20 protein-coding genes, 1 tRNA gene and 2 pseudogenes are annotated in these 25,789 nt (G+C 41.6%); 4 read left to right on the top strand and 19 right to left on the bottom strand.

Annotation, left to right across the window (positions count from 1 at the left end):
• Positions 1-25: 25 nt before the first annotated feature.
• From LK416_03500 to LK416_03460, 9 genes and pseudogenes are all read right to left on the bottom strand, one after another.
• A pseudogene (locus LK416_03500) lies at positions 26-658 on the bottom strand (electron transport complex subunit E).
• Positions 658-1,269, bottom strand: a complete 612-nt coding sequence (locus LK416_03495) for an RnfABCDGE type electron transport complex subunit G (GenBank protein UEA75861.1) — start codon at positions 1,267-1,269, stop codon at positions 658-660. Before LK416_03495 ends, LK416_03500 begins: the two are co-directional and overlap by 1 nt.
• A 42-nt stretch (positions 1,270-1,311) precedes the next feature.
• Positions 1,312-2,247: pseudogene (locus tag LK416_03490) on the bottom strand (RnfABCDGE type electron transport complex subunit D).
• Positions 2,248-2,258: 11 nt separating this feature from the next.
• Positions 2,259-3,584 carry an electron transport complex subunit RsxC gene (rsxC, locus tag LK416_03485; GenBank protein ID UEA75262.1) on the bottom strand — a complete coding sequence of 442 codons (1,326 nt, stop codon included), beginning with the start codon at positions 3,582-3,584 and terminating at the stop codon, positions 2,259-2,261.
• 96 nt (positions 3,585-3,680) lie between these two features.
• On the bottom strand, positions 3,681-4,247 hold the full coding sequence (locus LK416_03480) for a Gx transporter family protein (protein ID UEA75261.1): 567 nt from the start codon (positions 4,245-4,247) through the stop codon (positions 3,681-3,683).
• A gap of 44 nt (positions 4,248-4,291) precedes the next feature.
• Positions 4,292-4,657: a NusG domain II-containing protein gene (locus tag LK416_03475; GenBank protein UEA75260.1), complete on the bottom strand. Its 366-nt coding sequence runs from the start codon at positions 4,655-4,657 to the stop codon at positions 4,292-4,294.
• Entirely contained in the window at positions 4,654-5,754 is a 1,101-nt protein-coding gene (locus LK416_03470; protein UEA75259.1) for an FAD:protein FMN transferase, read from the bottom strand. The genes LK416_03475 and LK416_03470 overlap by 4 nt, the downstream gene beginning before the upstream one ends.
• Before the next feature lie 162 nt (positions 5,755-5,916).
• Positions 5,917-6,555, bottom strand: coding sequence for a hypothetical protein (locus LK416_03465; protein UEA75258.1), 639 nt, complete (start codon positions 6,553-6,555; stop codon positions 5,917-5,919).
• Positions 6,556-6,633: 78 nt separating this feature from the next.
• Complete coding sequence (locus LK416_03460) at positions 6,634-8,421, bottom strand: hypothetical protein (protein ID UEA75257.1); 1,788 nt, start codon at positions 8,419-8,421, stop codon at positions 6,634-6,636.
• Between the two features lie 239 nt (positions 8,422-8,660).
• On the opposite strand from LK416_03460, the gene LK416_03455 reads away from it, so the two are divergent.
• Positions 8,661-10,592, top strand: a complete 1,932-nt coding sequence (locus LK416_03455; GenBank protein ID UEA75256.1) for an ABC-F family ATP-binding cassette domain-containing protein — start codon at positions 8,661-8,663, stop codon at positions 10,590-10,592.
• 149 nt (positions 10,593-10,741) lie between these two features.
• Here LK416_03455 and LK416_03450 read toward each other — a convergent pair whose 3' ends face one another.
• The 4 genes from LK416_03450 to LK416_03435 form a co-directional block, all read right to left on the bottom strand.
• A complete protein-coding gene (locus tag LK416_03450; GenBank protein UEA75255.1) occupies positions 10,742-13,072 on the bottom strand; it encodes a hypothetical protein in 2,331 nt (776 codons plus the stop codon).
• A gap of 106 nt (positions 13,073-13,178) precedes the next feature.
• Entirely contained in the window at positions 13,179-14,105 is a 927-nt protein-coding gene (gene metA, locus LK416_03445; protein ID UEA75254.1) for a homoserine O-succinyltransferase, read from the bottom strand.
• A gap of 51 nt (positions 14,106-14,156) precedes the next feature.
• Positions 14,157-16,118 (bottom strand): NAD-dependent DNA ligase LigA, encoded by a 1,962-nt coding sequence (gene ligA / locus LK416_03440; GenBank protein UEA75253.1) that lies wholly within the window; start codon positions 16,116-16,118, stop codon positions 14,157-14,159.
• Complete coding sequence (locus LK416_03435) at positions 16,088-16,906, bottom strand: pseudouridine synthase (GenBank protein UEA75252.1); 819 nt, start codon at positions 16,904-16,906, stop codon at positions 16,088-16,090. The genes ligA and LK416_03435 overlap by 31 nt, the downstream gene beginning before the upstream one ends.
• Before the next feature lie 266 nt (positions 16,907-17,172).
• Between LK416_03435 and LK416_03430 the strand changes: the two genes are divergently transcribed.
• Positions 17,173-17,640, top strand: coding sequence for an Lrp/AsnC family transcriptional regulator (locus LK416_03430; protein UEA75251.1), 468 nt, complete (start codon positions 17,173-17,175; stop codon positions 17,638-17,640).
• 176 nt (positions 17,641-17,816) lie between these two features.
• Here the strand turns inward: LK416_03430 and LK416_03425 are convergent, their stop codons facing one another.
• On the bottom strand, positions 17,817-18,548 hold the full coding sequence (locus tag LK416_03425; protein ID UEA75250.1) for a hypothetical protein: 732 nt from the start codon (positions 18,546-18,548) through the stop codon (positions 17,817-17,819).
• A 143-nt stretch (positions 18,549-18,691) separates the two neighbouring features.
• Here LK416_03425 and LK416_03420 point away from each other — a divergent pair.
• Positions 18,692-18,763: transfer RNA gene (locus LK416_03420), tRNA-Arg, on the top strand.
• 455 nt (positions 18,764-19,218) lie between these two features.
• On the opposite strand, the gene LK416_03415 is transcribed toward LK416_03420, so the two are convergent.
• Positions 19,219-20,673, bottom strand: coding sequence for an NCS2 family permease (locus LK416_03415; GenBank protein ID UEA75249.1), 1,455 nt, complete (start codon positions 20,671-20,673; stop codon positions 19,219-19,221).
• A 166-nt stretch (positions 20,674-20,839) separates the two neighbouring features.
• The gene (locus tag LK416_03410) at positions 20,840-21,658 is read right to left on the bottom strand and encodes an HAD family hydrolase (protein ID UEA75248.1); all 819 of its coding nucleotides are present in this window, start codon (positions 21,656-21,658) and stop codon (positions 20,840-20,842) included.
• A 175-nt stretch (positions 21,659-21,833) separates the two neighbouring features.
• On the opposite strand from LK416_03410, the gene LK416_03405 reads away from it, so the two are divergent.
• The gene (locus tag LK416_03405) at positions 21,834-22,412 is read left to right on the top strand and encodes a TetR/AcrR family transcriptional regulator (protein UEA75247.1); all 579 of its coding nucleotides are present in this window, start codon (positions 21,834-21,836) and stop codon (positions 22,410-22,412) included.
• Here LK416_03405 and LK416_03400 read toward each other — a convergent pair.
• Genes LK416_03400 through LK416_03390 form a run of 3 tightly spaced genes read right to left on the bottom strand, consistent with a single transcriptional unit; the run spans position 22,409 to position 25,666 of the window.
• A complete protein-coding gene (locus LK416_03400; GenBank protein UEA75246.1) occupies positions 22,409-23,953 on the bottom strand; it encodes an AMP-binding protein in 1,545 nt (514 codons plus the stop codon). The genes LK416_03405 and LK416_03400 overlap by 4 nt on opposite strands.
• Positions 23,954-24,007: 54 nt before the next feature.
• Positions 24,008-24,250 (bottom strand): phosphopantetheine-binding protein, encoded by a 243-nt coding sequence (locus LK416_03395; protein UEA75245.1) that lies wholly within the window; start codon positions 24,248-24,250, stop codon positions 24,008-24,010.
• Positions 24,251-24,277: 27 nt separating this feature from the next.
• Positions 24,278-25,666, bottom strand: a complete 1,389-nt coding sequence (locus LK416_03390; GenBank protein UEA75244.1) for a condensation domain-containing protein — start codon at positions 25,664-25,666, stop codon at positions 24,278-24,280.
• Between the last annotated feature and the right edge of the window lie 123 nt (positions 25,667-25,789).

Below are 25,789 nucleotides of genomic sequence, written 5' to 3'. Positions count from 1 at the left end.
CCTTTGCTGCCTTCTTCGCATTTCTCTTGTTGATCGTTGCGATGATAAAAGCAAGTACAAAGAATGCTCCCGGTGCAAGTACAAAGATTGTGATCGGCGTATATGCTGCAAGCACATCTCCGATTGCTTTTCCTGCTCCTGATGTCTTCTGAAGGAGATTGCCTTCTCCGATAATCTGAAATCCAAATACACAACCTTTTCCGATCAGCTCACGGAACATGCCGATCAGAGTAAGACCGATCGTAAATCCAAGTCCCATTCCAAGTCCATCAAAAATTGACGGAAGGACTTTATTCTTAGAAGCATAACTCTCTGCACGTCCAAGAATAATACAGTTTACTACGATCAGTGGAATATAGATTCCAAGACTGTCATTTAAGGACGGCAGATATGCCTGCATTAAAAACTGAATAACCGTTACAAAGGAAGCAATGATAACAATATAAGATGGTATTCTGACCTTTTCCGGTATCACCTTACGAAGTAGTGAGATAAACGCATTGCTTAATACCAGAATACAGGTCGTAGAAAGTCCCATACCTGCCCCGTTGATCGCTGATGATGTAACCGCAAGTGTCGGACACATACCAAGCATCTGTACAAAGGTTGGATTTTCTTTCACGATACCATTGTATAAACGTTCTGTACATTTACCCATTAGTTTGCTCCTCCTTTCAGATAATCTGCATAGGAAAGTCCTGCATTTACTGCATTTGTAACTGCATTTGTCGTGATCGTCGCACCACTTAATGCATCGATCTCCTCATCCGATGCTGCACCGGATTTTGTATATTTAAACTGTGCTACATTTTTTCCTGCAAACTGTGATTTAAACTCATCTGTATCTGCCTGCATACCAAGGCCTGCTGTCTCACTTAATGACAGGAAGGAGATACCGTTTGTAGTTCCATCCTCTGCCACACCAAGGGCAAGCTGAAGATCTCCGCCATATGCCTCATGGGATGTAATAACAAATACATAACCAAGTGCATTTCCGTCTTTATCACAGGCAATTACTGCCTCATCTATATCTGCCTTATAGCCTTTATCCGAAAGCCATGTAGCTGCAGTCTCACTGTCGAAGCCATCTACCGTCCGGAAGTTATCCGCCTCTGTAAATACTTCCCGGTATGCGTCCTCCTTTGCCTGCTGTTCTGCCTGCTCGATCGGCTTCTTTGTGATCTGCTGTACATATGCGAGCACACCGCCGGCAACAAGTGTAATGACAAGGATCGCTACCGTTGCGATCACGATAGACTTCTTATCCATCTTCTTACCGTCTGCTACCGAGCCGCCTTCTTCCTTCTGAAGCTCAGCACCCTTACCAAATGACTTCGGTTGTGTAAACCGTTCGATCAACGGAACAAGAAGGTTCGAAATAATGATCGCATAGGATACACCTTCTGCCGATCCGCCATAGATTCGGAACAGGAAGGTCAGGAGTCCAAGGATAATACCAAATACAACCTTGCCCTTCTTCGTAATAGGTGAGGTCACATAATCGGTCGCCATAAAGAAAGCACCTAACATCAGACCACCACCGCAAAGGTGCGCTGCCAGATATAATGGCTCAAAGCCCATACCGGAAGCAAGGGAATACAGGAATATAAATACAGAAAATGTTCCGATATAAACGAATGGGATGATCGGGCTGATCACCTTACGAATAATCAGATATAAACCACCGACCAACAGACAGATTGCAGATGTCTCACCGATCGTACCTGCGATTCTTCCGATAAACATATCTAATACATCTACTGTTCCGCCACTCTTTAATATCGCAAGTGGGGTCGCTGTTGTGACTCCATCATATGTAAATGTAGTCATCTTTCCCGCAAATGATATTAACAGGAAACATCTGGCTCCAAGTGCCGGATTCATAAAGTTCTGACCCAGACCACCAAATAACTGCTTCACTATAATAATAGCAAATGCGCTTCCGAGTATCGCCATCCATACCGGAACCTCCGGTGAAAGATTCAATGCCAGAAGCAGGCCTGTTACGACTGCACTGAAATCTTTTACAGTACTATTCCTGTGCAGGAGCATTTCCACACCCCATTCAAAAAAGATACAGGATGCTATACAGGTTAAGATCAGCACAAATGCTTTTGTTCCAAAATTATATACACCAAACACACTCGCCGGCAGTAACGCAATGATTACGTCCAGCATCAGGGATGATGTCGTTTTCCGATCTCTGACGTGCGGAGATGCGGAAATCTTCAATGTTGTTTCTTCCATGTCTCCACCTCCTACCTCTTCTTACTTGCCAGAATGTTCTTTCTAGTTCCTGCTATTGTCTGTGTCAGATGTCTCTTGGCAGGACATACATAAGAACAACAGCCACACTCACAGCATTCCATACCATCATGTTTTAAGAATGCATCTATATTGCCATGCTCTGCATATTTTGCAAGATCTGACGGAATAATTCTTCCCGGACAGACATCCACGCATCTTCCGCAACGGATACATGCAGATGGCTCCCAGTCCTGAACCTCATCATGTGTCATACAAAGAAGTGCCGACAGTCCTTTTACTGCCGGAACATCGAGTGAGAACATCGCTTTACCCATCATAGGTCCACCCGCAATGATCTTCTCCGGCAGCTTGCCATCCTTAAAACCGCCTGCTGCTTCTATGATCTCCCGACAGCTTGTACCATTATGAACCAGCAGATTACATGGATTAACGATAGCATCACCTGTAACCGTTACGATTCTGGTGTACAGTGGCTTACCCTCGATCACCGCTTCATAGATGGAAACGATCGTATCTGTATTATGTACGATACAGCCCGCATCTGCCGGAAGCATCTTGGAATTCACATATCTTCCTGTCGTTGCATAAATCAACTGACGTTCCGCGCCCTGTGGATATTTGGTTTTTAAGACCTTTACCTCGATCTTATCGTTATCAGCCAGATGCTCGGAGATCTTTGCGATCGCTTCCGGCTTATTGTCTTCGATCGCGATAATTCCCTTTGCTTTATCAAACAGATTTACACAGATCTGAAGTCCAAGGATCAGCTTTTCTGTCTCCTCTAACATTCTTCTGTAATCAGATGTCAGATACGGTTCACACTCCGCACCGTTTACAATGATATATTCGATATCATCTTCATTTTTCGGCGACAACTTTACATGAGATGGGAAACCTGCACCACCCATTCCGACGATACCTGCCTCCTTGATCATATCCTTGATGTCTTCTCTGTAGAGTGTAGAGAGATCTCTCACATTCTCAGAGAAATCAATCGTTTCAAATAAACCGTCATTCTCTATTACGATTGAATTTACTTTATTACCGCCATTTGTCATCCTCGGTTCGATCATTTTTACCGTTCCTGAGATTGAAGAATGGATATTTGCCGAAACAAATCCTCCCGCCTCTGCAATCTTCTGTCCTACCAGTACACGGTCGCCACGCTTTACGATCGGAACAGCCGGTGCACCTATATGCTGACTGAGCGGATAAACACACTCTCCCTTTGGAAGATATTCTCTGACAGGCTTGTCTTTTGTTAGATCTTTGCCTTCATATGGATGAATACCACCCGAAAAAGTTAATAAACCCATCTGCATACCTCTTTCTCTCGTTATTCTTATCAATTCATTCTCTGTTATCGAGAAAAACTAATCATATAATAATACTTCACAGGGTCAAAAACAACCCTAAAACTTGCCAATCTGACCGCCAACCGCCCGTATGACAAATGCTGCCGCAAGACCGATCAGAACTCCCGCGATCGTTCCGGAGACCAGTAAAAACGGAGCATATATCAGGATATTTTGATTCTTTATCACCAGATATGCAACGATAAGCTGACCGACATTATGTCCGACACCTCCAAGAATACTCGTTCCCGTTGTTGAAAAGAATCCGAGTTTAACGGAGATCCACATAAACAGCATACTGACTGCTGCTCCGGCAAGACTGTATATCATAACGGTAAAATTGCCAAATAATAAAGACGACAGGAAGATACGGAGCGCGGATACCAAAACCGCATCCGCAAGTCCAAGCTTGCACAGCACTACAATAGTTACAATATTGGCAAGTCCGATCTTGATTCCCGGTACCGCGATATCGATTCGGATAAAGGATTCGATATATGAAAACACCATTGCAACCGCAATAAACATTCCAAGCTGTGCTATCATTCCTGCGCTGTTGTGCGTCTTTTTCTGTCTCTTTCTATTTGTAGATTTTTTTTGGGAAGTTTTTTGTTTCTGGCCCATCTTTTCTTTCTATTATCCCTTTCCTGCTATACTATGAACGGATCTTATCGATTATCATATTCTGATTCCTGTCCAACATCACCTTCCACCTGAATCACCAGCTTATGCGGCAGGCAGACAATATTCTCTCCGGTCTTCGATATCTTCCCCATACGAATACATACCTGATCCGGACAGTCTGCATCTGTTACATACGCCATGCCATTCTCTATCACCAGCGTATTCGTTCCTTTTGCGGTCTGAATCTCTTTCGTGGTATCTGTATCCAGATCATATCTGCCGATTTCTTTCTGATCTACATATATAACAACCTGACTGCCTTTTTTCTGACCCAGCCGGATAACTCCATAACCAACAATTCCTAAAAGGATCATCATAAGTGCCAGAATGATATCTCTTTTTTTTATCATTTTACTTTATAGTCTCCATTTGTTATCGTGAACTGTTTTCCTGCCTGCTCTGTCATATGTATATTCTTATCCTCATCAATCAGAATCGCATCTGCGTCAAAGCTTTTTACAAGCTTAAGTGCCTGATCCACAGGAAGCAGAATACACATCGTTGATAAGGCATCACTTAATGCTCCGCTTTCACAGATCACTGTCGCTGATATCGTTCCGGTGTCTGCCGGGTATCCGGTCTTTGGATTTAAGATATGATGATACCGTTTTCCATCCTGAATAAAATACTTCTCATAATCTCCGGATGTTGATATATAGACCGGATGCTTGTCTGACCGGACTTCTATGGTTCCCATCATATCATTTTCAGTTCCTCTCGGATCTCGAATACCGATCCGGAAACCGGAACCATCCGGCTTTGTGCCGTAGCATAAGACGCTGCCGCCGACTGCCACACAAGCGCCTTCCACCTGATTTTCTTCAAGGTTTTCTGCCACCCGGTCACAGGCAATACCTTTTCCCATCGCACCGAAATCAAGGCTTAAGCCTGCTTCATCAAACAGCACATACCATGTTCCATTCTCTGAAAGATCACTTACCTGTGTCAGCTCTTTCCCCTGTTCATCTACGATATGCACTTTCGAATCGTCAACTGCCGAACAGGCTTCTTCTATCTTCTGAGTCTCCGGTACTTGCTTCTTTCCGTCTTCGATACCCCAGCAGGATGCTAACGGTCGGATCGTGAGTGCCAGCAGATCATCCCCCGCTTCGCTTACCTTCCTTTCCTGTAAGACCGCATATGCAAGGTCATAGCTTATCTCATAAGGCTCTCCTGCCTTATATTCATGATTCACACGGTATACCTCTGAGCCTTCTATCCGCCATGAGATCTGTTCACGCTCCAGTCTGCTTACACAGTCAATCACTGCATCCGCATCCTGTCTGCCCTGATCCGAATAGACCGATACCGTAACTGCGGTTCCCATGGCAAATCCGGTCGTCGTATACCCTTCTTTTTTCTGATTATCCTTTCCGGTATAAAAGATAAACGCAATTACCAGCCCGATACACAATATGCCTGATAATAATGCAAGTTTATTCTTCAAAGCATTTATTCCTCCATATATAACAGCCACTACAGGCTTAAACGCACTTTGCAAACTTATTCACAGGAACATCACCCGTGTAAATAAAAAGAGCTGTTGCCGACCACGGTTCCAGCTCTCTTTTTGTCTCTGTCCGCAAAGCTCCTCGCTCCGCAGCTTTTTCTATCCTCTGTAATATTTCAGGATCGCAGCTACATCAAAATATCTGCTTCCAAAATCTTTATAAATGGCATTCTTCGTCATCACATAGACAAATACATCACCCTGACCCTTAATTCCGTCTAAAGCAGATGGCTCGATTGCAACTGCAAAATCATCAAAGTGAAGTGCAAGTGTAAAGCCCTCTGTATAATATGTATTATACAGATTCATCACTGTGAGCTCTGTCTCCGGTGTGATCGTCATATCTGAGATCGTAAGGCTGTTACCTCTTGGAATATTCATATATACCTCAGCTTTCATTTCTTTACCGAAGGAAAGCTTTACGGATACAGGATCTTCCGTCGCACGAATGCTTTTCAGAACCTCTGCTGCTTCGGCCGGTATTGCTCCCGGTGTCTTCGTGCAGTCTACAACTTCACGTCCTGCCATATATTTCTTATCCAGAATGTTGACACATTTTACAATCTTGTTGTCATTTCCCGGATTCGGTAATATGCTGGCAACCTTGTAATAGTCTTCGTTCTCTAAGATCTCCTTGAACAATAAGCTCTTAATATCATAAAACTTTGCCAGCATTACAGGCTTGTAGTCCATGTACTTAATCGCTGACCGTATTTCATTTATATCTCTGATTTCCATTTGTATATTGTCTCCACTTCATTCAAATTTGTTCCGCTCAAATCATACATCCATTTTCTGATCTTTGCAACCCGGTTTTTAATGGAATTCCTGACAGACCAGTTCTCGCAGTCGATATCGGAAAGCTTTCTCGTATTCCTCGTCTTCATCGACGCTGTGATTTACCTCCTCAAAACAGGCTCTGCGGATAGCTTCCTGTGTAAATATCGTAGGGCTTTCGTCGTCTCTGCCCCAGTAGAACACTGCACCATCAATACTTTCATTTCCATAGATCTCCTGCATCCGGCTGATGCAGCTCTCATCTCCCAGGAACACATGACAGATACCGGCTAATGATTTACAGAGAACCTCTGCATTGATCGTATATCCGTCAAAATCCTGCGCCCAATCCGGAATCTGCTCCGGCTTATCTACAAGGATCACCGGAAGGCTTCTACCATCATGCGAAAGAAGATTTTTAAGTTGGCCCGCGGATATCGGAACCGCTTCGGTGTCTTCATCCATAAATACACCCGCATCCAGGAATCCGACCTGATTAAATATATCCCGCATAAACTTCGGTCGATTATACCGACGCTCTCTGGAATAGATATTCTCACAGATATGACGGCAGGTCAGATACAATCCATCGCTTTCTTTTCGGAGTTCTGCAACCACATGCCAGATCATACCGGCTTCTTCATTGCTGATCGTCTGCATATCCATTAGAAAATATTCCTTCTCTGCAACAACCTTTAACTTATACCCCATCACTTCATAAGAAACAGACTCCATTTTTTTTGGCATCTGTCCAAATATCAGGGAGATATGCTGGTACGCCCATTCGTATATGATCTCACTTGCCCGGTCAAATCCGTCATCCCGTATCCGTATCGTCTGGTCAAATACCAGATCCGATACCAGCGGCCGGATCTCCTGCTTGATCTCCTTGTTCAACACCCTGCCGAACTGTTCTCTGTCAAGCTGTGCTGATATGAATTCGTCATTTACCACTTCTTTATTAATGAGGTAGATTACCCTATTCGGCGACAATACCTTCTGATATTTTTTATTCAGCAGAATATTTACAAGCTGCTGCTTGGATACCGCCCAGAACTTCTCTACCACCTCGGGATGTTCATCAAAATATGCACGGACCTCAGGCTTGATCTTATCCTGTGTAATCTTTAACCGGTATTTGCTTCGGATCGCATTTTCCCAGTTTTTCTTGATATACTGGTCTCTGGCCAGATTATCGAAGATCTGCACGATTGACCAGTCGCACAGCTCTAGGTTTGCGATAATACTGTTCATCATGCGGGCATCCTTCTCCTGTCCGTCCCACAGACTGCTTCTGTTATCATCGAAGCCTTCATCCATTTTATACTTATACCGCATCTCATGCTCGATCTCATGCCAACCCTCAAACAGAACCGTTCTGAGCTGAACCTCAAAGGTCCGGTCAAACGGCTGCTCCCACAACTGATCGGATATATTGATCAGATATTTGCTTGGGATCTTAAATACACCATTGCACTTCTGGGCTTCAAACCGGTTCTCTTCCCATGCTGTCTTTGACCAATTATCTACCATAAAGGTGTCTTCGAGCAGTGCTTCACTGATCCTGATATCTTCTGTATAAAATAAATTAATACGGATACCGATCAGATCCTGTATCTTCTTATCATCTTTTCCCGTGCCATATTTTCCTGTATCTAACTTACGCTGTAATGACGTCAGTGTCTTTACTCTCGACATGCTGTGAAAATAGATTCCGGCATTTCTGAGCTTCGTCATCAATGTCTGTTCCAGCTTCGTTCTTACATCATTCAATTCCTGAATATCTTTGTCACTGATCAGTGCAAAAGACTCATTATTACGTTCCATGTAACCACCTGCTTTTCAAATAACTTTCACCCGTAAAAAACGCACAAAAATACACTATTATGATACCATTTTATTCCCTTGTCAGTCAATTTTTATGGCATAACCTTTTTCTAAATTTTATGTGAAAATCGGACCCGTTTATTAAAAATCTATTTCATTGGATATTGCTTATTTCCTGACACACCGATATAATGTTATGAGATCTGACAAGATACAAGAAAATAAGTAGGAGGAATCTTATGATTCTCGATTGTCAAAATATAAGTAAAGCATTCGGAACCAACGTAATTCTCGATAATGTATCCTTTCATCTTGAAGATAAGGAGAAAATGGCGATTGTTGGTATCAATGGTGCAGGCAAAACAACATTATTAAAGATCATTATGCAGGAAGAAGAAGCAGACTCCGGGCAGATTGTGTTATCTAAAGACCGTACGATCGGCTACCTCTCCCAGCATCAGGATATTTTCTATGACGATACGGTATACGGCGTGATGGAGGATGCCATGAAGCCCGTGATCGAGCTTCAGGATAAGATCCGCAAACTGGAACAGGATATGACAACACTGACCGGTAATGAACTGAACGCTGCTCTCTCGACCTATAATCGTTATACCCATGAATTTGAATATAAAAACGGATACGCCTATGAAAGCGAGATCACCGGAGTATTAAGGGGACTTGGCTTCTCCAAAGAAGATTTCGATCGTCATACCGATACCTTATCGGGCGGACAGAAAACCCGTCTCTCTCTCGGCAGACTTCTGCTTACAAAACCGGACATCATCATCTTGGACGAGCCGACCAACCATCTGGATATGGATTCGATCAGCTGGCTTGAAACCTTTCTGACAGGCTATCAGGGAAGTGTGATCCTCGTCTCCCACGACCGTTATTTTCTGGATAAGATCGTATCAAAGGTCGTAGAACTCGATCGTGGTCATAGCACCGTATATAACGGAAACTATACCTACTTCTCTCAAAAACGTGCTGAGATCCGGGCAAATATGATGAAAGCCTACTTAAACCAGCAGGCAGATATCAGACATCAGGAAGAAGTTATTACAAAGCTCAAGCAGTTCAACCGTGAAAAATCGATCAAGCGGGCAGAAAGCCGTGAAAAGATGTTAGACCGTGTGGAACGTCTGGACAAGCCAACCGAATTAAACAGCGAGATGCGGCTGACACTGGAACCATCCGTTATCAGCGGTGAAGATGTACTTACGATCGAAGGACTGTCCAAAGCATTTGAACAGTATAATCTGTTCTCCGATCTGAATATGGAGATCAAACGAGGTGAGCATGTCGCCCTGATCGGCGGAAACGGAACCGGTAAGACTACGATCTTAAAGATCATCAACAAGCTTGTTCCAAAGGATGCCGGAACCGTAATCTTAGGCTCCCGTGTCAAGATCGGTTACTACGATCAGGAGCATCAGGTCCTGAATATGAACAATACTGTATTTGACGAGATCAGCAACGCCTACCCTGACCTGACCAATACCAGGATCAGAAATGTTCTTGCCGCCTTTCTGTTTACCGGAGAGGATGTATTCAAGCGGATCGCTGACTTGAGCGGTGGCGAAAAAGGTCGTGTATCCCTTGCTAAAATGATGCTCTCATCTGCAAACTTCCTGATTCTCGATGAGCCGACCAACCATCTGGATATCACATCCAAGGAGATCCTTGAAGAAGCGATACGAAGCTATACGGGAACAGTCCTTTATGTATCTCATGATCGATATTTTATCAATCAGACAGCAACAAGGATCATCGAATTAAAGGACAAGAAGTTGACGAATTATATCGGAAACTATGATTACTACGAAAGTCACAGAGTCCAGCCGGCTTCCACCGGAAAGCAGGCATTTGCACCGGTTTCTGATACTGTCTCTCAAGAAAAGCAGCCGGAATCTCAGGCAAAGCTCTCCTGGAAGGAAAACAAAGCCGAACAGGCAAGACTTCGTAAAAAAGCAAATGATCTGAAAAAACTGGAAGACAAGATCGAACAGCTTGAAAATCATCTGGCTGAAATTGATGAAGAATTTCTGGTTCCTGAAAATGCAACAAATGTTGCACTGTTAAATGATCTGACGAAAGAACGAAACTCCGTAGAAGAAGAGCTGAACACATTGTATGAACAATGGGAAGAATTATCTTCCGAGGAGTAAATGTCCCTCCCCTTTTGTCTGTACTTTATAATTCCAATCTAATAAAAAGCATTAGATACAGACTTCCGATGTTGTCTGTTATACACAACATCAACAAATCTGTCATCTAATGCTTTTTCTAAAATATAACATAAAACTACATATATTCTTTAATCAATAACATTTACAATCTTTCTTGCATATGTATTTGTATTGTTAGAAGCTGGTATGCAATAGACGCTGTTACTGATATACACCTGACTCGTCTTTCCCATGCCGCCATGGATACACCAGTAGGTTCCGTCATTTCCATAATAAGTACCCCAGTCTTTTACACAAGCTTCTGCTTTCTTCTTGGATATTCCTATCTTCACAAGATAATCCTTTACTGCCTGTGCATTTTCAAATTTACCAAGATATAACGATACATGGCTGGCTTCTTTATTCTTACCCTTATAATATATGATCATATCTCCCGGAGTAAGTGCATCATATGAAAATGGTGTTACATTCGAATTCAGTACAACCGAATCAGGTTCTAACCAATTCGTACCATCTGAAAGTGTCAGCTTAGCTGAAATCGTCGCAGTACCGCCCCATTCCGTTCCTGTATACATACGATCCAGAATAATACCACCTGTCACCTCATCTGTATATTTCACAGCCAACTTAAAAATAGGATTATCTCCGCCGGCAAGTGCATATGCCTGATCGGCAAATACATTACATGGGATATTTGTCTTACCGAGATATGTATTGATCACTCGTGCCATCCATTCATCGGTATTCCAATAGAGTGTGCCCTCAAGCCGTCTTGTATATGCTCTTCCATAACGATCAAAATCATAGATATAATTACCGATCTCCTGACTACCGGTCGTTGCGGTTCCGCTTTCACCGATCAGATAGTATACATCTTTACCATTTATCTGTACTGTTACAAGCCCGGTCACAGGTTCATTCAGATATATTCCCTGCTTATAGACAGAACAATCCTGCTCCGCATCATAATATATATACTTGGACACTTTGCCTGCAGCATCTGTATACACTGCTGACCAGTCATCTATCGTATGCCAGCCTTCCCCTGTTAACAGCCTGCCGTCCAAACCGGCATAGTAATAATCTGTTTTGTATGACACGAGCATATTCTTCATTTTCTGCCATCTGTTTGTATCTGTGTTATGACACCACATTGTTTTCTGATAAGCACCGGTCTTATATTTTTCGGTAAAATACTTGTACTGCAGCACTCCATCTTCATTATAATAATGAATCTCGCCTTTCTTTGCAGGAGTCCAGATATTCTTTGCTTTCTTCCATTTGTTATTTATCAGTTGATAAAATCTATATGTATTATCTTTGTAAACACGTTTGTAAAGAACCGTGCCTTTCTTCATATAATAAGAGGTTGTGTCATTCTTATCATACCAACAGGACGTTGTTCCAAGCTTCGACTTCTTAAAGTAATAATATACCCCATTGATCTTATGGATTCCATCTGCCGCATATGACCATTTCTTGTTCTTATAAAGCATATATCTTCCGGCTTTATCTGCCTTTGTATAATCAGCCGCATAGAAGATTCTGGTATTATGACCACTTGCCGCAAAATAGCGATCTATCTTCTTATGCTTCACCCATGTATTTCTTACCGCTTTTCCGTCCGCTCCAAAATAATAGCCGTATTTTCCAACTTTTTTATAATAGTTGGTTCTTGCGCGTCCATCCTGAAAATAATAATACTCTCCGGCTATTTCCTGAAAGCCCTGTTCCAGATTCCCGGCTTTATCAAATCGATACTCTACATCATTGATCGTAAGAAACTTGTTTGTAACACGCTTCTTACCACTTGCCTTGTACTGATAACAAACGAGACCGTTAAAACGATATTTCACCTGCTTCTTTGATACATAGACATATGTCTTGCCAGATTGGTACCAACCGGTCTTTGTCACCTGTTTTCCCTTCTGGAAGAAGTAATAAACACCGTCGATCTCTTTTACGCCCTTTGCCTTTGCCCCATTGATATAATAAGTATCCATGGAAAATCCGGTTGTCAGGATCGAATAATCATCTGCATAATAAAAGCCATTTTCCAGATATTTATTTCCCGTCTTATTCTTCTTGATCTGAAGTACCGTCTTCGTTGTAGATGGCTTAAAGCTTATGGACATATTGGCAAGATAAGAAGAAGTATCATAGGAACCGGTCCACTCACTGTCTCCATCTGCTACAACTGCCCATAATCTGTCACCGTAATCGATCAGCATATAACGGATCTTTGTACTCTCATCGACCGCCACGCCTCTGTAATAATCAGACTTTACAGCATAATCATACCGGAATGATCCATCCTTTGCATTTGAAAATGTATGTGTTTCCTCGTCCTGCGTCAGTTTCGTTTTCTTTGGTGTTGCTGCTTCTGCGGTAAATGACACACCGGATGCCATCAATACAAATATAAGGCAACACAGCAATAGTCTCATTTGTTTTTTCATCTGTTTCATCTCCATATAATCATGTAAAATCTCCGTGTAATCTCCATCTGCCCGAAAAGCAATACGAAAATCACAAAATATAACAATGTCTTTAGCTGTGGAGATATTATTTGTTTTCTTTCTTCTCTGTCCACAGATATGGGGTTATCTGGTAGACATAATAATTCAGCCAATTTGCATATAAAGTATTGGCATGGCAACGCCAGGATTTGATCGGTGTCTTGCTCGGATCGTTGTCCGGATAATAATTTACCGGAATATCGGGATTCAGCCCCTTTGCAAGGTCACGCTTATATTCTTTATCCAGCGTCAGAATATCATATTCCGGATGTCCTGTTACGAAAATATTCTTTCCTTCATCGCCAATGATCAGATAAGGTCCTGCCTCATCGGACTCCGCTACGATCTCCAGATGCGGATTTTTTACGATCTCATCTTTATCGACACCTGTATATCTGGAATGCGGTACATAGAAGATATCATCAAACCCACGAACAAGCGGTGTCTTTCTGTGGAAGGTATGATGCATATAGATTCCTGATAATTTCTTATCCAGCTCATGCTTCTGCACCCCGTACCGATAGTACAGACCTGCCTGCGCGCCCCAGCAGATATGGATCGTGGATGTTACGTTTTTCTCTGACCAGTCCATGATCTCTTTTAATTCATCCCAATATTCCACATCTTCAAATTCCATCTTCTCGATTGGTGCTCCCGTGATGATGAATCCATCCCATTTTCTGTCTTTGATGCTGGAAAAATCAGTGTAGAACCGTTCCAAATGTCCCTTCGGCGCATGCTTTGATTCGTATGTCATCGTACGGATCAGGGAAATATTCACCTGGAGCGGTGTATTTGACAGGCTTCTCATAAGCTGTAATTCTGCATCCTGCTTCAAAGGCATCAGATTTAATATCAATATATCAAGCGGACGGATATCCTGACGGATGGCTCTGTCTGAACCCATCACGAAGATATTCTCATCCTCCAGTATTTTCTTTACGGGTAAATCATCGTCTACTCTAATTGGCATTTTCTATCAAGTCCTTTCTGTTTCAACTGCCATTTATCTGTTTCTATATTCTCAGGAAAACTGTTCCAGAAACTGTGTCTCTGAAATAATCGGTATTCCCAGACTCTGTGCTTTTTTATTCTTTGAAGACGTAGAGGTCACATCGTTATTGACCAGATATCCGGTCTTTGATGATACGGAACCTGCTACCTTTCCACCCCGGTCTTCGATATACTGCTTCATCTCATCCCGGTTTGCAAACTGCTCCAGACTTCCGGTTATTACAAAGGTAATACCTGCAAGTGTCTGCGGTACAGTCTCGGTCTCTGCTTCAAACTCTAATTCATGAAGTAACTTATCTATAATAGCACAATTCGACGGATTTTTAAAATATCTTACAATTTCCTCCGCGATCACTGTTCCGATTCCATCAATCTCTGTATATGCTTCTACATCCGCATGCATGATCTGATCCAGGTTATTTTTAAAATGTTTGCAGATCAGCTTCGCTGTTGCATCTCCGACACCCGGAATTCCAAGGCCATAGACAAAGCGATTCATCGTTGTATGTCTGGATGTATCAACAGCCTGGATCAGCTTCGCATAAGACTTCTCTCCAAAGCCTTCCAACTCAACGATCTCTTCTTCATGACGATTCATGTGATAGAGATCATCCAAATGATCCAGATATCCCTGTTCGATAAATTTATCAATCGTGGCTTCTGAGAGGCCGTCAATATTCATTGCATTTCTGGATACAAAATGCGCAAATGATTTTAACTTCTTTGCAGGGCAGAATTCATTGGTACAATAAAGGGTCTCTACCTGATCTACACCCTCTCCCTCCGTCACGATCTTTGTCAGGCCACCACAGGCAGGACAGGATTCCGGGATCGGTACATTTCCACTTCTGGTATGATTTTCGGCAATCTGCGGAATGATCATATTTGCCTTATAGACCGAGATCTCATCTCCAATCCCAAGCTGCAACGACCGAAGGATACTGACATTATGGATACTTGCACGGCCGACTGTTGTTCCTTCAAGGGACACCGGATCAAATACCGCAACCGGATTGATAAGTCCCGTTCTGGAAGGGCTCCACTCCACATACTGCAGATGGGTCACTGCCTGTTCATCCGCCCATTTGAATGCCATACTGTCCCTTGGGAACTTCGCTGTTCTACCGAGACTCTTTCCATATGCAAGATCTTCTAACACCAGTACCAGACCATCCGATGGAAAATCGTTCTTCTCGATCTGTTCTGCAAACTGGGCAACACGCTCCGGAAGCTTATCAGCATCGATCAGATAATGCTCTACGACATCAAAGCCTTGCTGCTCCAGCCAGTCTAATTCATAGGAAAAGGAATTCTTAAAGTCCACATCTTCTCCATCCACCAGATTAAAGGCAAAGAAATGCACGTTTCTCTCTTTTGTGATTCGGTTATTCAGCTGTCTGACAGAGCCGCTGCATAAGTTTCTCGGGTTTTTATATTTTGCATCTGCATCTGCGATCTGCTCATTTATCTTCTCAAAATCTGAATACTTGATAACTGCCTCTCCACGGATCGTCAACTTACCCTTATATGGAATCTCTTTCGGAATATTTGCAAATACTCTTGCGTTGTTCGTTATAACCTCGCCCTCTAAACCATTTCCTCTGGTTACTGCTTTTACAAGCGTACCATTCTCATAGGTAAGGACAACGGTAAGACCATCTAACTTCCATGAGATCACACCCTGATGTGTGCCAAGCCATGCTGCCAGTGCTTCCACACTCTTGGTCTTATCCAGAGAAAGCATTGGATGCTCATGAACCTCTTTCGGAAGCTCGCTTACAATCTCATATCCGACATGAACCGTCGGACTGTTCGACATTACGATTCCTGTCTCTTTCTCAAGTTCTACCAGTTCATCATACAAGGCATCATATTCCAGATTGCTCATGATCTCGGTATCTTCCTGATAATATTTCTTTGATGCCTCATTCAGTTTTTCAACTAATTCTTTGATCCTGTCTCTCTTTTCCAACTGACATACCTCTTGTTTCCAACAACATTCTGTTCATTTTTATTATCCGGCTGTGCTTCTTCCCGCTTTGTTTTTACTTCTTCTTTTCGTTCCACTAAACGTCTGAGTTCTGTTTCTTCTTCCTTTGTCAAATGGCGGTACTCACCCGGTCTCAGATTCCCCAGACGAATATTGATCACTCGAAGCCGTTTCAGATTTACGACCTTGTATCCAAAGTATTCGCACATTCGACGGATCTGGCGATTCAGCCCCTGTGTAATTATGATCTTAAAGGAATAATTATCGATCTTATACAGACGACATTTTTTTGTCACCGTATCAAGAATCGGAACACCTGCCGCCATCTGTGTTAAAAATTCATCCGTGATCGGCTTATTCACGCGGACACGGTATTCCTTCTCATGATTATTGACTGACTTCTGGATACTGTTTGACAGATCTCCATCGTTTGTCAGAAGCAGCAATCCCTGTGAATCCTTATCTAATCTTCCTACATACTGCAATCGGATCGGATACTTTATATGATCGAAGATGTTATCCGGATCATCATGACTTGCCGTACAGGTCAGTCCCAATGGTTTATTGTATGCAAGAATAACTGTCTCTTCACGCTTTCTTACAGGCTTTCCATCAACCATTACCCTGTCATTTGCCTCTATCTTCTGTCCCATCTCCGCAGGCTTCCCATTTATTGTGATCCTGCCCTTTAATATATATTCATCTGCAGCACGTCTGGAACAAATACCAGCTTCGCTCAGATATTTATTGATTCGAATACCTTCTGCCATATCATGACCCTTCCTGTTCTGTCTCTCTGTTACAGCTTTCTCGCCGCTCTTTTTTATCTGTTTTCTTTATAACCATATCTTTTTAATCATACCATTCTGGCCATTAAAAGTAAACAATTACAACTTTTCAATTTCGGGGCTTGTTTTTTCTCTTTTCCCGACGTATAATAAAGCAAACGCAAAGGTGTGTTTCTACGGAAACGCACCTTTTTTTGTATTTAAATTTAGAAGCTTAAGTTATAACATTTTATAAAGGACGTGAATATATGGATAATATCGATAAGAAAATATTACATTTATTACAGCACAATGCCAGAACCCCTTTAAAGTATCTGGCAAATAAAGTATTTCTCTCCTCTCCTGCGGTATCCGCAAGAATCGACCGGCTGGAAAAGGCAGGTGTGATCACCGGATACCATGCAGGCATCAATCCGGAAGCTCTGGGGTATCACATTACCGCATTTATACACATGGCACTCGATCCGAAACAGAAACCGACTTTTTATCCTTTTATCGATGCTTGTCCGAATGTGCTGGAATGTAATTGCGTGACCGGTGCTTACTCCATGTTGATAAAGGTCTGCTTCCCAAGTACGATGGAGCTGGATTCTTTTATCGGACAGCTACAGCGATTCGGAAATACAGAAACACAGATCGTATTCTCCACTCCGGTACAGACCCGTGGAATCGACATCGGTATTGTATCTCCTGAAAATGAAGAAAATGCCATTTAAGCAGATAACGGCACTTCCACCTATAACTTCTATATAAATAACAACGCAGAAAAGTTCCGTACCGGAATCCTGTCATACCATAAGGATTCTTTTACGGAACTTTTACATTACTTCATATCTACCAAATTACACCGAACCCGTTTCTCTTATTTATAAAACCGGATAACACCTTCCATTTACTGTGCATCTTCCGGTGTAGCTGCAGTATTCTCTGTTGTAGCCGGCTTGCTGATCAGATCATAAAATGCCCGGAATGTCTTATCGGTATCCAACAGATATTCTGTATTTTCCTTTACATGAACATAGATATCCTGAATATCCTTTGATGCCTTAAAGCTATTCAGATAAGAAAGCTGCGCATTTGACAGTTCCCCATTATCAATCTTATAGGAACCATCCTTATCCTTTATAATATAGAAGGTCACAATATCAAGCGGTTTTGATTCTACATCTGCAATATCCATATAGGACAATTCGACCACTACATACTCGCCTTCCGCATAGCCATCTGCAAGATAGCAGGTCGTATCTTCAAAGCCTTTCAGATATTTGGCAGAACTTTCCAGCACTGACATATCATCAAATTCTGTCGGATCTGTAACTAACGACTGAAGTGTTGCCTGATCACAGGCTACTTTTGCTGTAAGATACTTACTCACCAGATCATTGATCTCTGAAACATCGCTTTTCTTATATGATGCATTTTCCGGAATCGCAAGCTCGACAGTATTATCTGCGCCCGGCTCAGCCTTTGGTTCTCTGATAAAAAATGCATATACATAACCGACACACAATAATGCAAATACTATCCATCCGATTACGACTTTCATTCCTGCCCGGATCACGATTTCTCCGTTTTGGGTTTTTATATATGTATCACCAAGAAAACTGCTTTTTTTATTTCTCAATTTTCCTATGCTCCTTTTCATATTTTATATCGACAAAATTCTACCATTCCAAAACTGATTTTGCAAGGACATACCAAAACTATTAAGAAATACAAGAAACTATTTGATTATTTCAGGGAAATATTGTATTATATATAAGTCATGCACCAGTAGCTCAGTGGATAGAGCAACGGCCTCCGGAGCCGTGTGCGGTGGTTCGATTCCACTCTGGTGCATATTTTTTATGGTTAAACGGACGAAAACGTCTGCCCTGAAAACTATGTTCTATCGCAAAACACTTGCGTTCTATTCTCACGTAACGGTACTAAACTCCTCACCTGTGGTGACTCGTTAAGGACCGACGTTCGAACAGGTTTGCTTATAGAACATAGTTTTCAGGGCAGACGTTTTCTGTCTTTGGCAGCACAACAACAAAAAAATTATTGCCTGTTTCAAAAATAAAATACCTTATTTCTTTATGAAATGATTACTTATATTATCATGTACAAAGATGTTCATGCAGTTTTCGTTGTGAGGCTTTGCACTAGCTGCCAGCATCAAGCCCATGTCTGAGTCCGAAGGACGAGTCTGGGCGACTGCTGGCTAATGAGCGTGCAAACCGAACAGAAAACGAAATGTATCTTTTACATGATAATATAAGAATCCATTTCATTAGAAATAAGATACCTTCCTACATTGTAACAAAGATAAACTTCACAACGAATAACGCAGCGATGATCGTTACAACGATATCTTTCTTCTTGTAGTTACCTGTGAATAAGGTGATCAAAACATATGAGATTGATCCTACACCGATACCATTTGAGATAGAGTAAGTTAATGGGATCATAAGGAAGGTAAGGAACGCAGGAACTGCTGAACGCATATCATCCATATCGATCTTAGCGAAATTCTTAGCCATTAATACACCTACAAAGATCAGTGCCGGAGCTGTTGCACATGTTGGAATCACACCTGCGATCGGGCTTAAGAACAGACATACTGCGAAGCAGGCTGCCGTAACTAAACTTGCAAGACCTGTTCTTCCACCTGCTGCGATACCGGATGCTGACTCAACGAAGGTTGTACATGTCGATGTACCAAGAATAGCACCTGCTGCTGTACCGATAGAGTCGCACATCATACTCTTATCTAAGTTGATCGGGTCACCATTCTCATCTAACATATTTGCCTGTGATGCGGTTCCGTATAAGGTTCCGATCGTATCAAACATATCTACCAGACAGAATGCTACGATCAGCATGATACCTGAGAATACGCCACCAACATATGGGCTTTCAAATGCATTTCTCCATGCATCCGCCTTGAAGCATCCAAGGAAACCGATCTCGCCAAAGTCTTTGAAAGACTGACCGATGCTGGATACATCAAAAGATGGTGTCTCCAGATTAAATACATAATAAAGAACTGTGGAAACAATGATACCGATTACGATATTTCCCTTTACATTTAACTTTGCAAGAACTGCGATCAGGATAATACCGATGATAGTTACAACCGGTGGAATAACTGCTTTCCATGCAGCTTCCGGTGTCTCTGCGCCTGAAATTGCTCCATGGAAATCAAAGATCTGTACCAGTGTATACTTATTCGCCTGTACAAGACCTGAACCCTTTAAACCAACCAATGCGATGAACAAACCGATACCGGCCGGTATTGATTTCTTCAGGCATTCCGGCATGGCTGTCGCAATGTACTTACGAAGTCCGGTTACAGACAGGATCAGGAATACGATACCTGATAACAGGATGATAACAAGACCTGACTGATAACCTTCAATCACGCTGCAGCCTGCAAAGAATGCACCGGATACAAATGAGGTACAGAAGAATGAATTCAGTCCCATACCACATGCCTGTGCATACGGCATTCTGGCAAGGAATGCCATAAGAAGTGTACCGATAACAGCCACAAGAACGGATGCGATAAATACTGCATTCCAAACCTTGCCTACTTCTGCTGCGCTTGCGCCTTCTGCAACAAGCCATCCAGCCTTACCATCTGCTGCTACCTGATTTGGGTTTACCAGGACAATGTATGCCATGGCAAAAAATGTTGTGAGTCCGGCCATAATCTCTGTACGAACATTAGAACCGCGCTCTGAAATGTGGAAAAATTTATCCATATTTCCCTTCCTTTCTTTTGTTTATTCTTATTAAAAGCATTGGTTGTCTACCTGCCCCTCATTACAGATATCCGCCATGCTTTATAATCAAAACTCTGTGTGCCGTTACAGCACTGTTTCTTTCAGAAAACGTACCTGCTGTCAAAACACTTTTTATGAATGTACCTCACAGCACCGTTTTCTCTAAGAAATCGGCTACACTGTCATCCAGATAATCACCGATCACAAGATCTGCCGCTTCCTTGCAACGCTCTGTCGCATTTAAAACCGCAACTCCAAGTCCGGCTTCTGCTAACATCTCACTGTCATTATCTCCATCGCCGAAAGCAATTGTTTCTTCCATTGATATTCCAAGGAATCGTAAAACTTCCTTTAACCCATTATGTTTGCCGGAATGACGATCAGATATCTCGATCAGCCGCGGCGCTCCGGATGTTACATAAACAGTATGGATATTTTGCGTTAATTCATGCATAATACGGTATTTTTTCTCTGTCGGTCCTACAATTGAGATCGAATCCAACTCCGTATTATGCTGTAAAATAAACTGCCTTATATCAGGCACCGGCGTTCTGGTGCTTCTTACATAAGCACTGATATCCTCTGACTCTCCAAAATTCATTGGATTCTCATAATATATCTCAGATGTATATCCTCTACCGTCTATAAAACATTCAAAGAATACATCTTTATCCGTAACCAGATCAAATATCTGCTCCGGTACTTCCGGTCGTAATTTTAAATTATATACTGAATGATCATCTGATAAATCATAGATTGCTGCCCCATTGGATGTGATCGCATACCGGATACCCCGAATCTCCCGGATGCATTCTGGAATGGAATAAACAGATCTTCCACTTGCCGGAATAAAAATAACGTGGCTATCTGCCAGTTTTTCAAGAACTTCCTTTGTTCTATGGGAAATCCCATCCCGTCTTAAAATCGTTCTGTCCAAATCTGAAACCACGCATCTGTACTTCATCTGCTTTTCCTCTATTTTCGAATTTACTTTTATATGTTACCATATTTCGTAAGGGAAATAAAGATATTATAAACTTTTTTACATAAATACATAAAAAGGCACTATTTTCATTACATTTTTACCCGGTTATATAAAAACTGTGATAAAATAAATATACATCAGAAAGGAGACCACTATGTTGCATGAAATATCCGATGAACGCTACTGCTTTATTGAAGATACCATTTGTGATGCATTTTTATTGGTATTAAAAGAAAAAGAAATAGATAAAATAACCGTGACAGACATCATAAAAAGAGCCGGAATTGTTCGCAGTACATTCTATAACCACTACGAAAATATTCCAGCTCTTATAACTGCTGTTGAAGATAAAACTATCCAGGATATTTTCACCCTCATGGAAGACTTTCATCCTGAAAATAATCAGGATATATGCAAATCTTTCTTTCTGACAATTTGTAACTATACCAAAACGAATCCATTTCTGGCAAATATTCTCCGGAGTCCGAGAGGTGATGAATTCTTTGAAAAGGCTTTAACTATGTTCCACCGCTATGTAACAGATACCATCCGGAAAACAACGCCTTCCATGCACTCCAAAGAAGAGGTCTCCTATATGATCGCATGCAGTATTGGCAGTACCTTGGGTGTTCTCCATAAATGGACAAGAGAAAATTTTGAGAGTTCCGAAGAAATCATTGCCGGGATACTGACACAGTCATTTCTCACAGGTATACTTCCTTATCTGTCTTAAGGTGCTTCATCAATCAGAACTTCCTGCCTTTTTATCTTCTTAGTTGCACTCTTGATAAATGGATATTTACGAATAACCAACCCCGTAATCCGACGATAGGTCGGCTGCGTATTATTATAACTGTCGATAAATGCCTGAAGCTCTGATCTGATTGCTTCCTCGTTCATCCGTTTTGCCGAGACAGCATCCTGATCGGGATAGATTCTTGCAATAAGACCATTGTTCTCTCCTGTCACAATCACCTCTCCCACCAGTTTTCCAAGAGCCAGCTTATTTTCTATTTCCTCCGGTGATATATTTTCTCCGTTTGAAAGAATGATCAGATTCTTTATCCTTCCATTGATAAATAAGAATCCGTCTTTATCCAGATATCCTTTATCTCCCGTATGCAGCCATCCACCTCTTAAGGCTTCAGCAGTCTCTTCCGGCATCTGATAATAACCCTTCATAACGCTGCTGCCCCGTACCAGAATCTCGCCATCCTCAAAAGAAATTTCAACATTGGAAAGCGGTCGTCCTATAGAACCGGTCTTATGATCTTCCGGTACATTGCTGCTGATAACAGGCGAACATTCCGACATTCCATATCCCTCATAAATATTTACACCATATTCTGCAAATTTCTCAATATAAAACGGATCCAGATGTGCTCCACCTGTAAATATTGTTTTCAGCTTTCCCCCAAATGCCTTGGCTGCAACTATTTTCTTTGGGATCAAAGGGTTCATTGCCGAAAGACGTTTGTAGATTGTTTCTACCATCAAAGGTACCATCAGCATAATATCAGGATGAAAGACGCCCATATTTTTTACCATATGCAACAGAGAATCATTGATACATACCGTTGCTCCAAAGGAAAAACCCTTGAGCCAATCCATAACAAGGCAAAATGCATGATGAATCGGTAAAACGCTTAATACTATGGTTCCGGGCTCTGCAGTATAATTAACGGATTTTACATTTTCTGCCAGATTTCTCTGTGTCAGCATAACACCTTTACTTTTTCCTGTAGTTCCGGAGGTAAAAATAATCGTAGCAATATCTTCCGGATCCGGTGCTGCAAAATCATCTGTACCGTTTATACCTGACATCATTAATTCCGCTACAGATGCAACTTTTTTCTGATTTGTTTCGATGTTTTCTTCCTGTAATATCCAGATTTTTTTCAGTTTTGGACATTCCTCCAGTATCCGTTCCGACAAGGTCTGAATTTTAGGACTTAAAAAGAGTGCTTCTGCATCTGAACGATTCAGAAGATCTATCAGATCCTCTGCCGGAAGTCCTGCGTCAAGAGGAACGGCTACTGCCTGACCTGTTATAATTCCCAGATAAGCTTCTATCCATTCCACAGAACTACTACCGATCAATGCTATATGCTTTCCCTGAAAGCTTTCCTCACACAATCCTTTTCTGACAGACTTGGCATTCTCCATCAGCTCCCGGTAGCTTCTATCACGGATCTCCTTTTTCTTCAACCATTTTACTGCCTTTATTTCTGAAAACTTTTTTTCGCTTTCTTCCAAAATATCACGAATCAACATATCTTATTATACCTCCGCACATACTTACTGCGATCATATACTTATATTCTCTGATTATACAGTTTCCTGCTGTAATCGCTCTAACAGATCAAGTGCTTCTACAATTGTGAATACATGCAGTGCGTCATCTTCCTCCAGTTCAATGTCAAATGTGTCTTCGATTTCTCCCAAGAAAGACATAAAATCAAGCGAACTAAAGCCCAGATCTTCTCTGAACTTCATATCGTTTGTCATCTCCTCCGGCTTAACATCACAATACTGTGCTATGATTTTCTTAAATTGCATTTCCTGTGTCATAATAATTTCTCCTTTATATGTTTTATTTTATACCTGTTCCATGATTTCTCCGATACTCATATCAGGTTCCGCGATTCCTTTAAACAATATCCGCATCATATAATAATATAACAATTCCATATCATGTTCTGCCAAATGTGCGGTCTGGTAATGATATGAAAAATTCATACCTCCATTATCTGTATGAGATACTGTCAGATACATTTTCTTTGTAGCTGCACCATTTGCAAACCATTTTGCATGCTGTGGAATTTGTACCAGATGAGGATTATCCAATTTTACCGGCATCGGCTGATAAGTAAGGTAACAGCTTTCATAGGCTGTATTCTTCGGTGTATGATATCGTTTCTGCATTTCCTCTCTGATCAACGCCGGATCATAGTTACTGTGCATATAGATCCGATTCTGCATATTCTGAATCTCATATGCTGCCGACAGGAAATCAGTATCTGCCGAAATCACAGTTCTACATGGAAACATAATAGTCCGACTACCACCAGAGGTCCATTCATCATGGGTAGACCGTCTTGAAATGAAGTTTTCTATCGTAATATCTTCCTGTCCATGATTCATCTTTGACAGATATGTACGAATACCAAGTAACAACAGATTTGTCATTGAAAGCTGATGGTTCATACAAAAATCTATCAGGTTTTTCGTTGGCTCCGGCTCCAGTTGATAATCCTTTACTGCCACAAACAACTGATCTAATTCTATATCGGCAGCCCTGAGTGTTTTATTCCTATGTAACTTTCTTGATGCTTCCAGTACATCTAAACCCTGGATATCAGAATAAAGGGGTTCCCCCCATGCATCCAGCTGATCATCCCAAAACTTTTTATCTTTGGCAAAACGTTTTTCATTATTTGCACGATTCAGATCTTTAACCAGCACTTCCTCAAAATCAGCTAACTTCTGCGGATATGGTGTATTGAATTTATAATGCGTATATAACTGCATCAGATCATTGATCATCACAACCAGTCCACAGGAATCAATCAATCTATGATCCATATGGATGAAGAAACCATTATATCCATCCGGCAGTTTTACCATCACTATATCGCAAAGCGGAATATCATCTCCGTCAAATGTCTCATATGCCCACTGCTGCATTAGATTGTCTGCTTCTTCCATATGCATTCCTGATAAGTCTTTTAAAGGAATATCACGGGTTTCTTTTTCAGTAAGATATTGTTTCACATCACCATTTTTATCACGTTTCGTAAAACGAATACGCATACATCCATATCTCTCATATTCCAACTGAATACATTTTTTTAAAAGTCCGAAATCCAGTTCTGCTTTTAAAGATGCCACCACACTGACACCGGACACCTGCTGTGTTTTATATTTTTTTATCCAGTCATCATGCATTTTTTGTGCTGCTGTTAAGGGATACTGTTTCATCATCATGGATAACCTCCTGTATTCTTTATTCTTTTGTGAACTTATCACATTTCATTTTTGAATTCCACCCCTTGTACAACTTAACAAACACTTTACATGAAATTGACCGAAACTTTAAAAGTAATCTAT

This window comes from Lachnospiraceae bacterium GAM79, assembly GCA_020735665.1.
Taxonomy (GTDB): Bacteria; Bacillota; Clostridia; order Lachnospirales; family Lachnospiraceae; genus Coprococcus.
This window is presented reverse-complemented; position numbering and strand designations above follow the sequence as displayed.

What these genes read in the sequence shown, in the direction of transcription:
- LK416_03460 (UEA75257.1), bottom strand. Translation starts at nt 8,421, where the DNA reads ATGGAACGTAATAATGAGTCTTTTGCACTGATCAGTGACAAAGATATT.
- LK416_03400 (UEA75246.1), bottom strand. Translation starts at nt 23,953, where the DNA reads ATGTTGATTCGTGATATTTTGGAAGAAAGCGAAAAAAAGTTTTCAGAA.
- LK416_03390 (UEA75244.1), bottom strand. Translation starts at nt 25,666, where the DNA reads ATGATGATGAAACAGTATCCCTTAACAGCAGCACAAAAAATGCATGAT.
- LK416_03395 (UEA75245.1), bottom strand. Translation starts at nt 24,250, where the DNA reads ATGACACAGGAAATGCAATTTAAGAAAATCATAGCACAGTATTGTGAT.
- LK416_03430 (UEA75251.1), top strand. Translation starts at nt 17,173, where the DNA reads ATGGATAATATCGATAAGAAAATATTACATTTATTACAGCACAATGCC.
- LK416_03465 (UEA75258.1), bottom strand. Translation starts at nt 6,555, where the DNA reads ATGGAAATCAGAGATATAAATGAAATACGGTCAGCGATTAAGTACATG.
- LK416_03475 (UEA75260.1), bottom strand. Translation starts at nt 4,657, where the DNA reads ATGATAAAAAAAAGAGATATCATTCTGGCACTTATGATGATCCTTTTA.
- LK416_03455 (UEA75256.1), top strand. Translation starts at nt 8,661, where the DNA reads ATGATTCTCGATTGTCAAAATATAAGTAAAGCATTCGGAACCAACGTA.
- LK416_03480 (UEA75261.1), bottom strand. Translation starts at nt 4,247, where the DNA reads ATGGGCCAGAAACAAAAAACTTCCCAAAAAAAATCTACAAATAGAAAG.
- LK416_03410 (UEA75248.1), bottom strand. Translation starts at nt 21,658, where the DNA reads ATGAAGTACAGATGCGTGGTTTCAGATTTGGACAGAACGATTTTAAGA.
- LK416_03435 (UEA75252.1), bottom strand. Translation starts at nt 16,906, where the DNA reads ATGGCAGAAGGTATTCGAATCAATAAATATCTGAGCGAAGCTGGTATT.
- metA (UEA75254.1), bottom strand. Translation starts at nt 14,105, where the DNA reads ATGCCAATTAGAGTAGACGATGATTTACCCGTAAAGAAAATACTGGAG.
- LK416_03495 (UEA75861.1), bottom strand. Translation starts at nt 1,269, where the DNA reads ATGGATAAGAAGTCTATCGTGATCGCAACGGTAGCGATCCTTGTCATT.
- rsxC (UEA75262.1), bottom strand. Translation starts at nt 3,584, where the DNA reads ATGGGTTTATTAACTTTTTCGGGTGGTATTCATCCATATGAAGGCAAA.
- LK416_03415 (UEA75249.1), bottom strand. Translation starts at nt 20,673, where the DNA reads ATGGATAAATTTTTCCACATTTCAGAGCGCGGTTCTAATGTTCGTACA.
- LK416_03405 (UEA75247.1), top strand. Translation starts at nt 21,834, where the DNA reads ATGTTGCATGAAATATCCGATGAACGCTACTGCTTTATTGAAGATACC.
- LK416_03450 (UEA75255.1), bottom strand. Translation starts at nt 13,072, where the DNA reads ATGAAAAAACAAATGAGACTATTGCTGTGTTGCCTTATATTTGTATTG.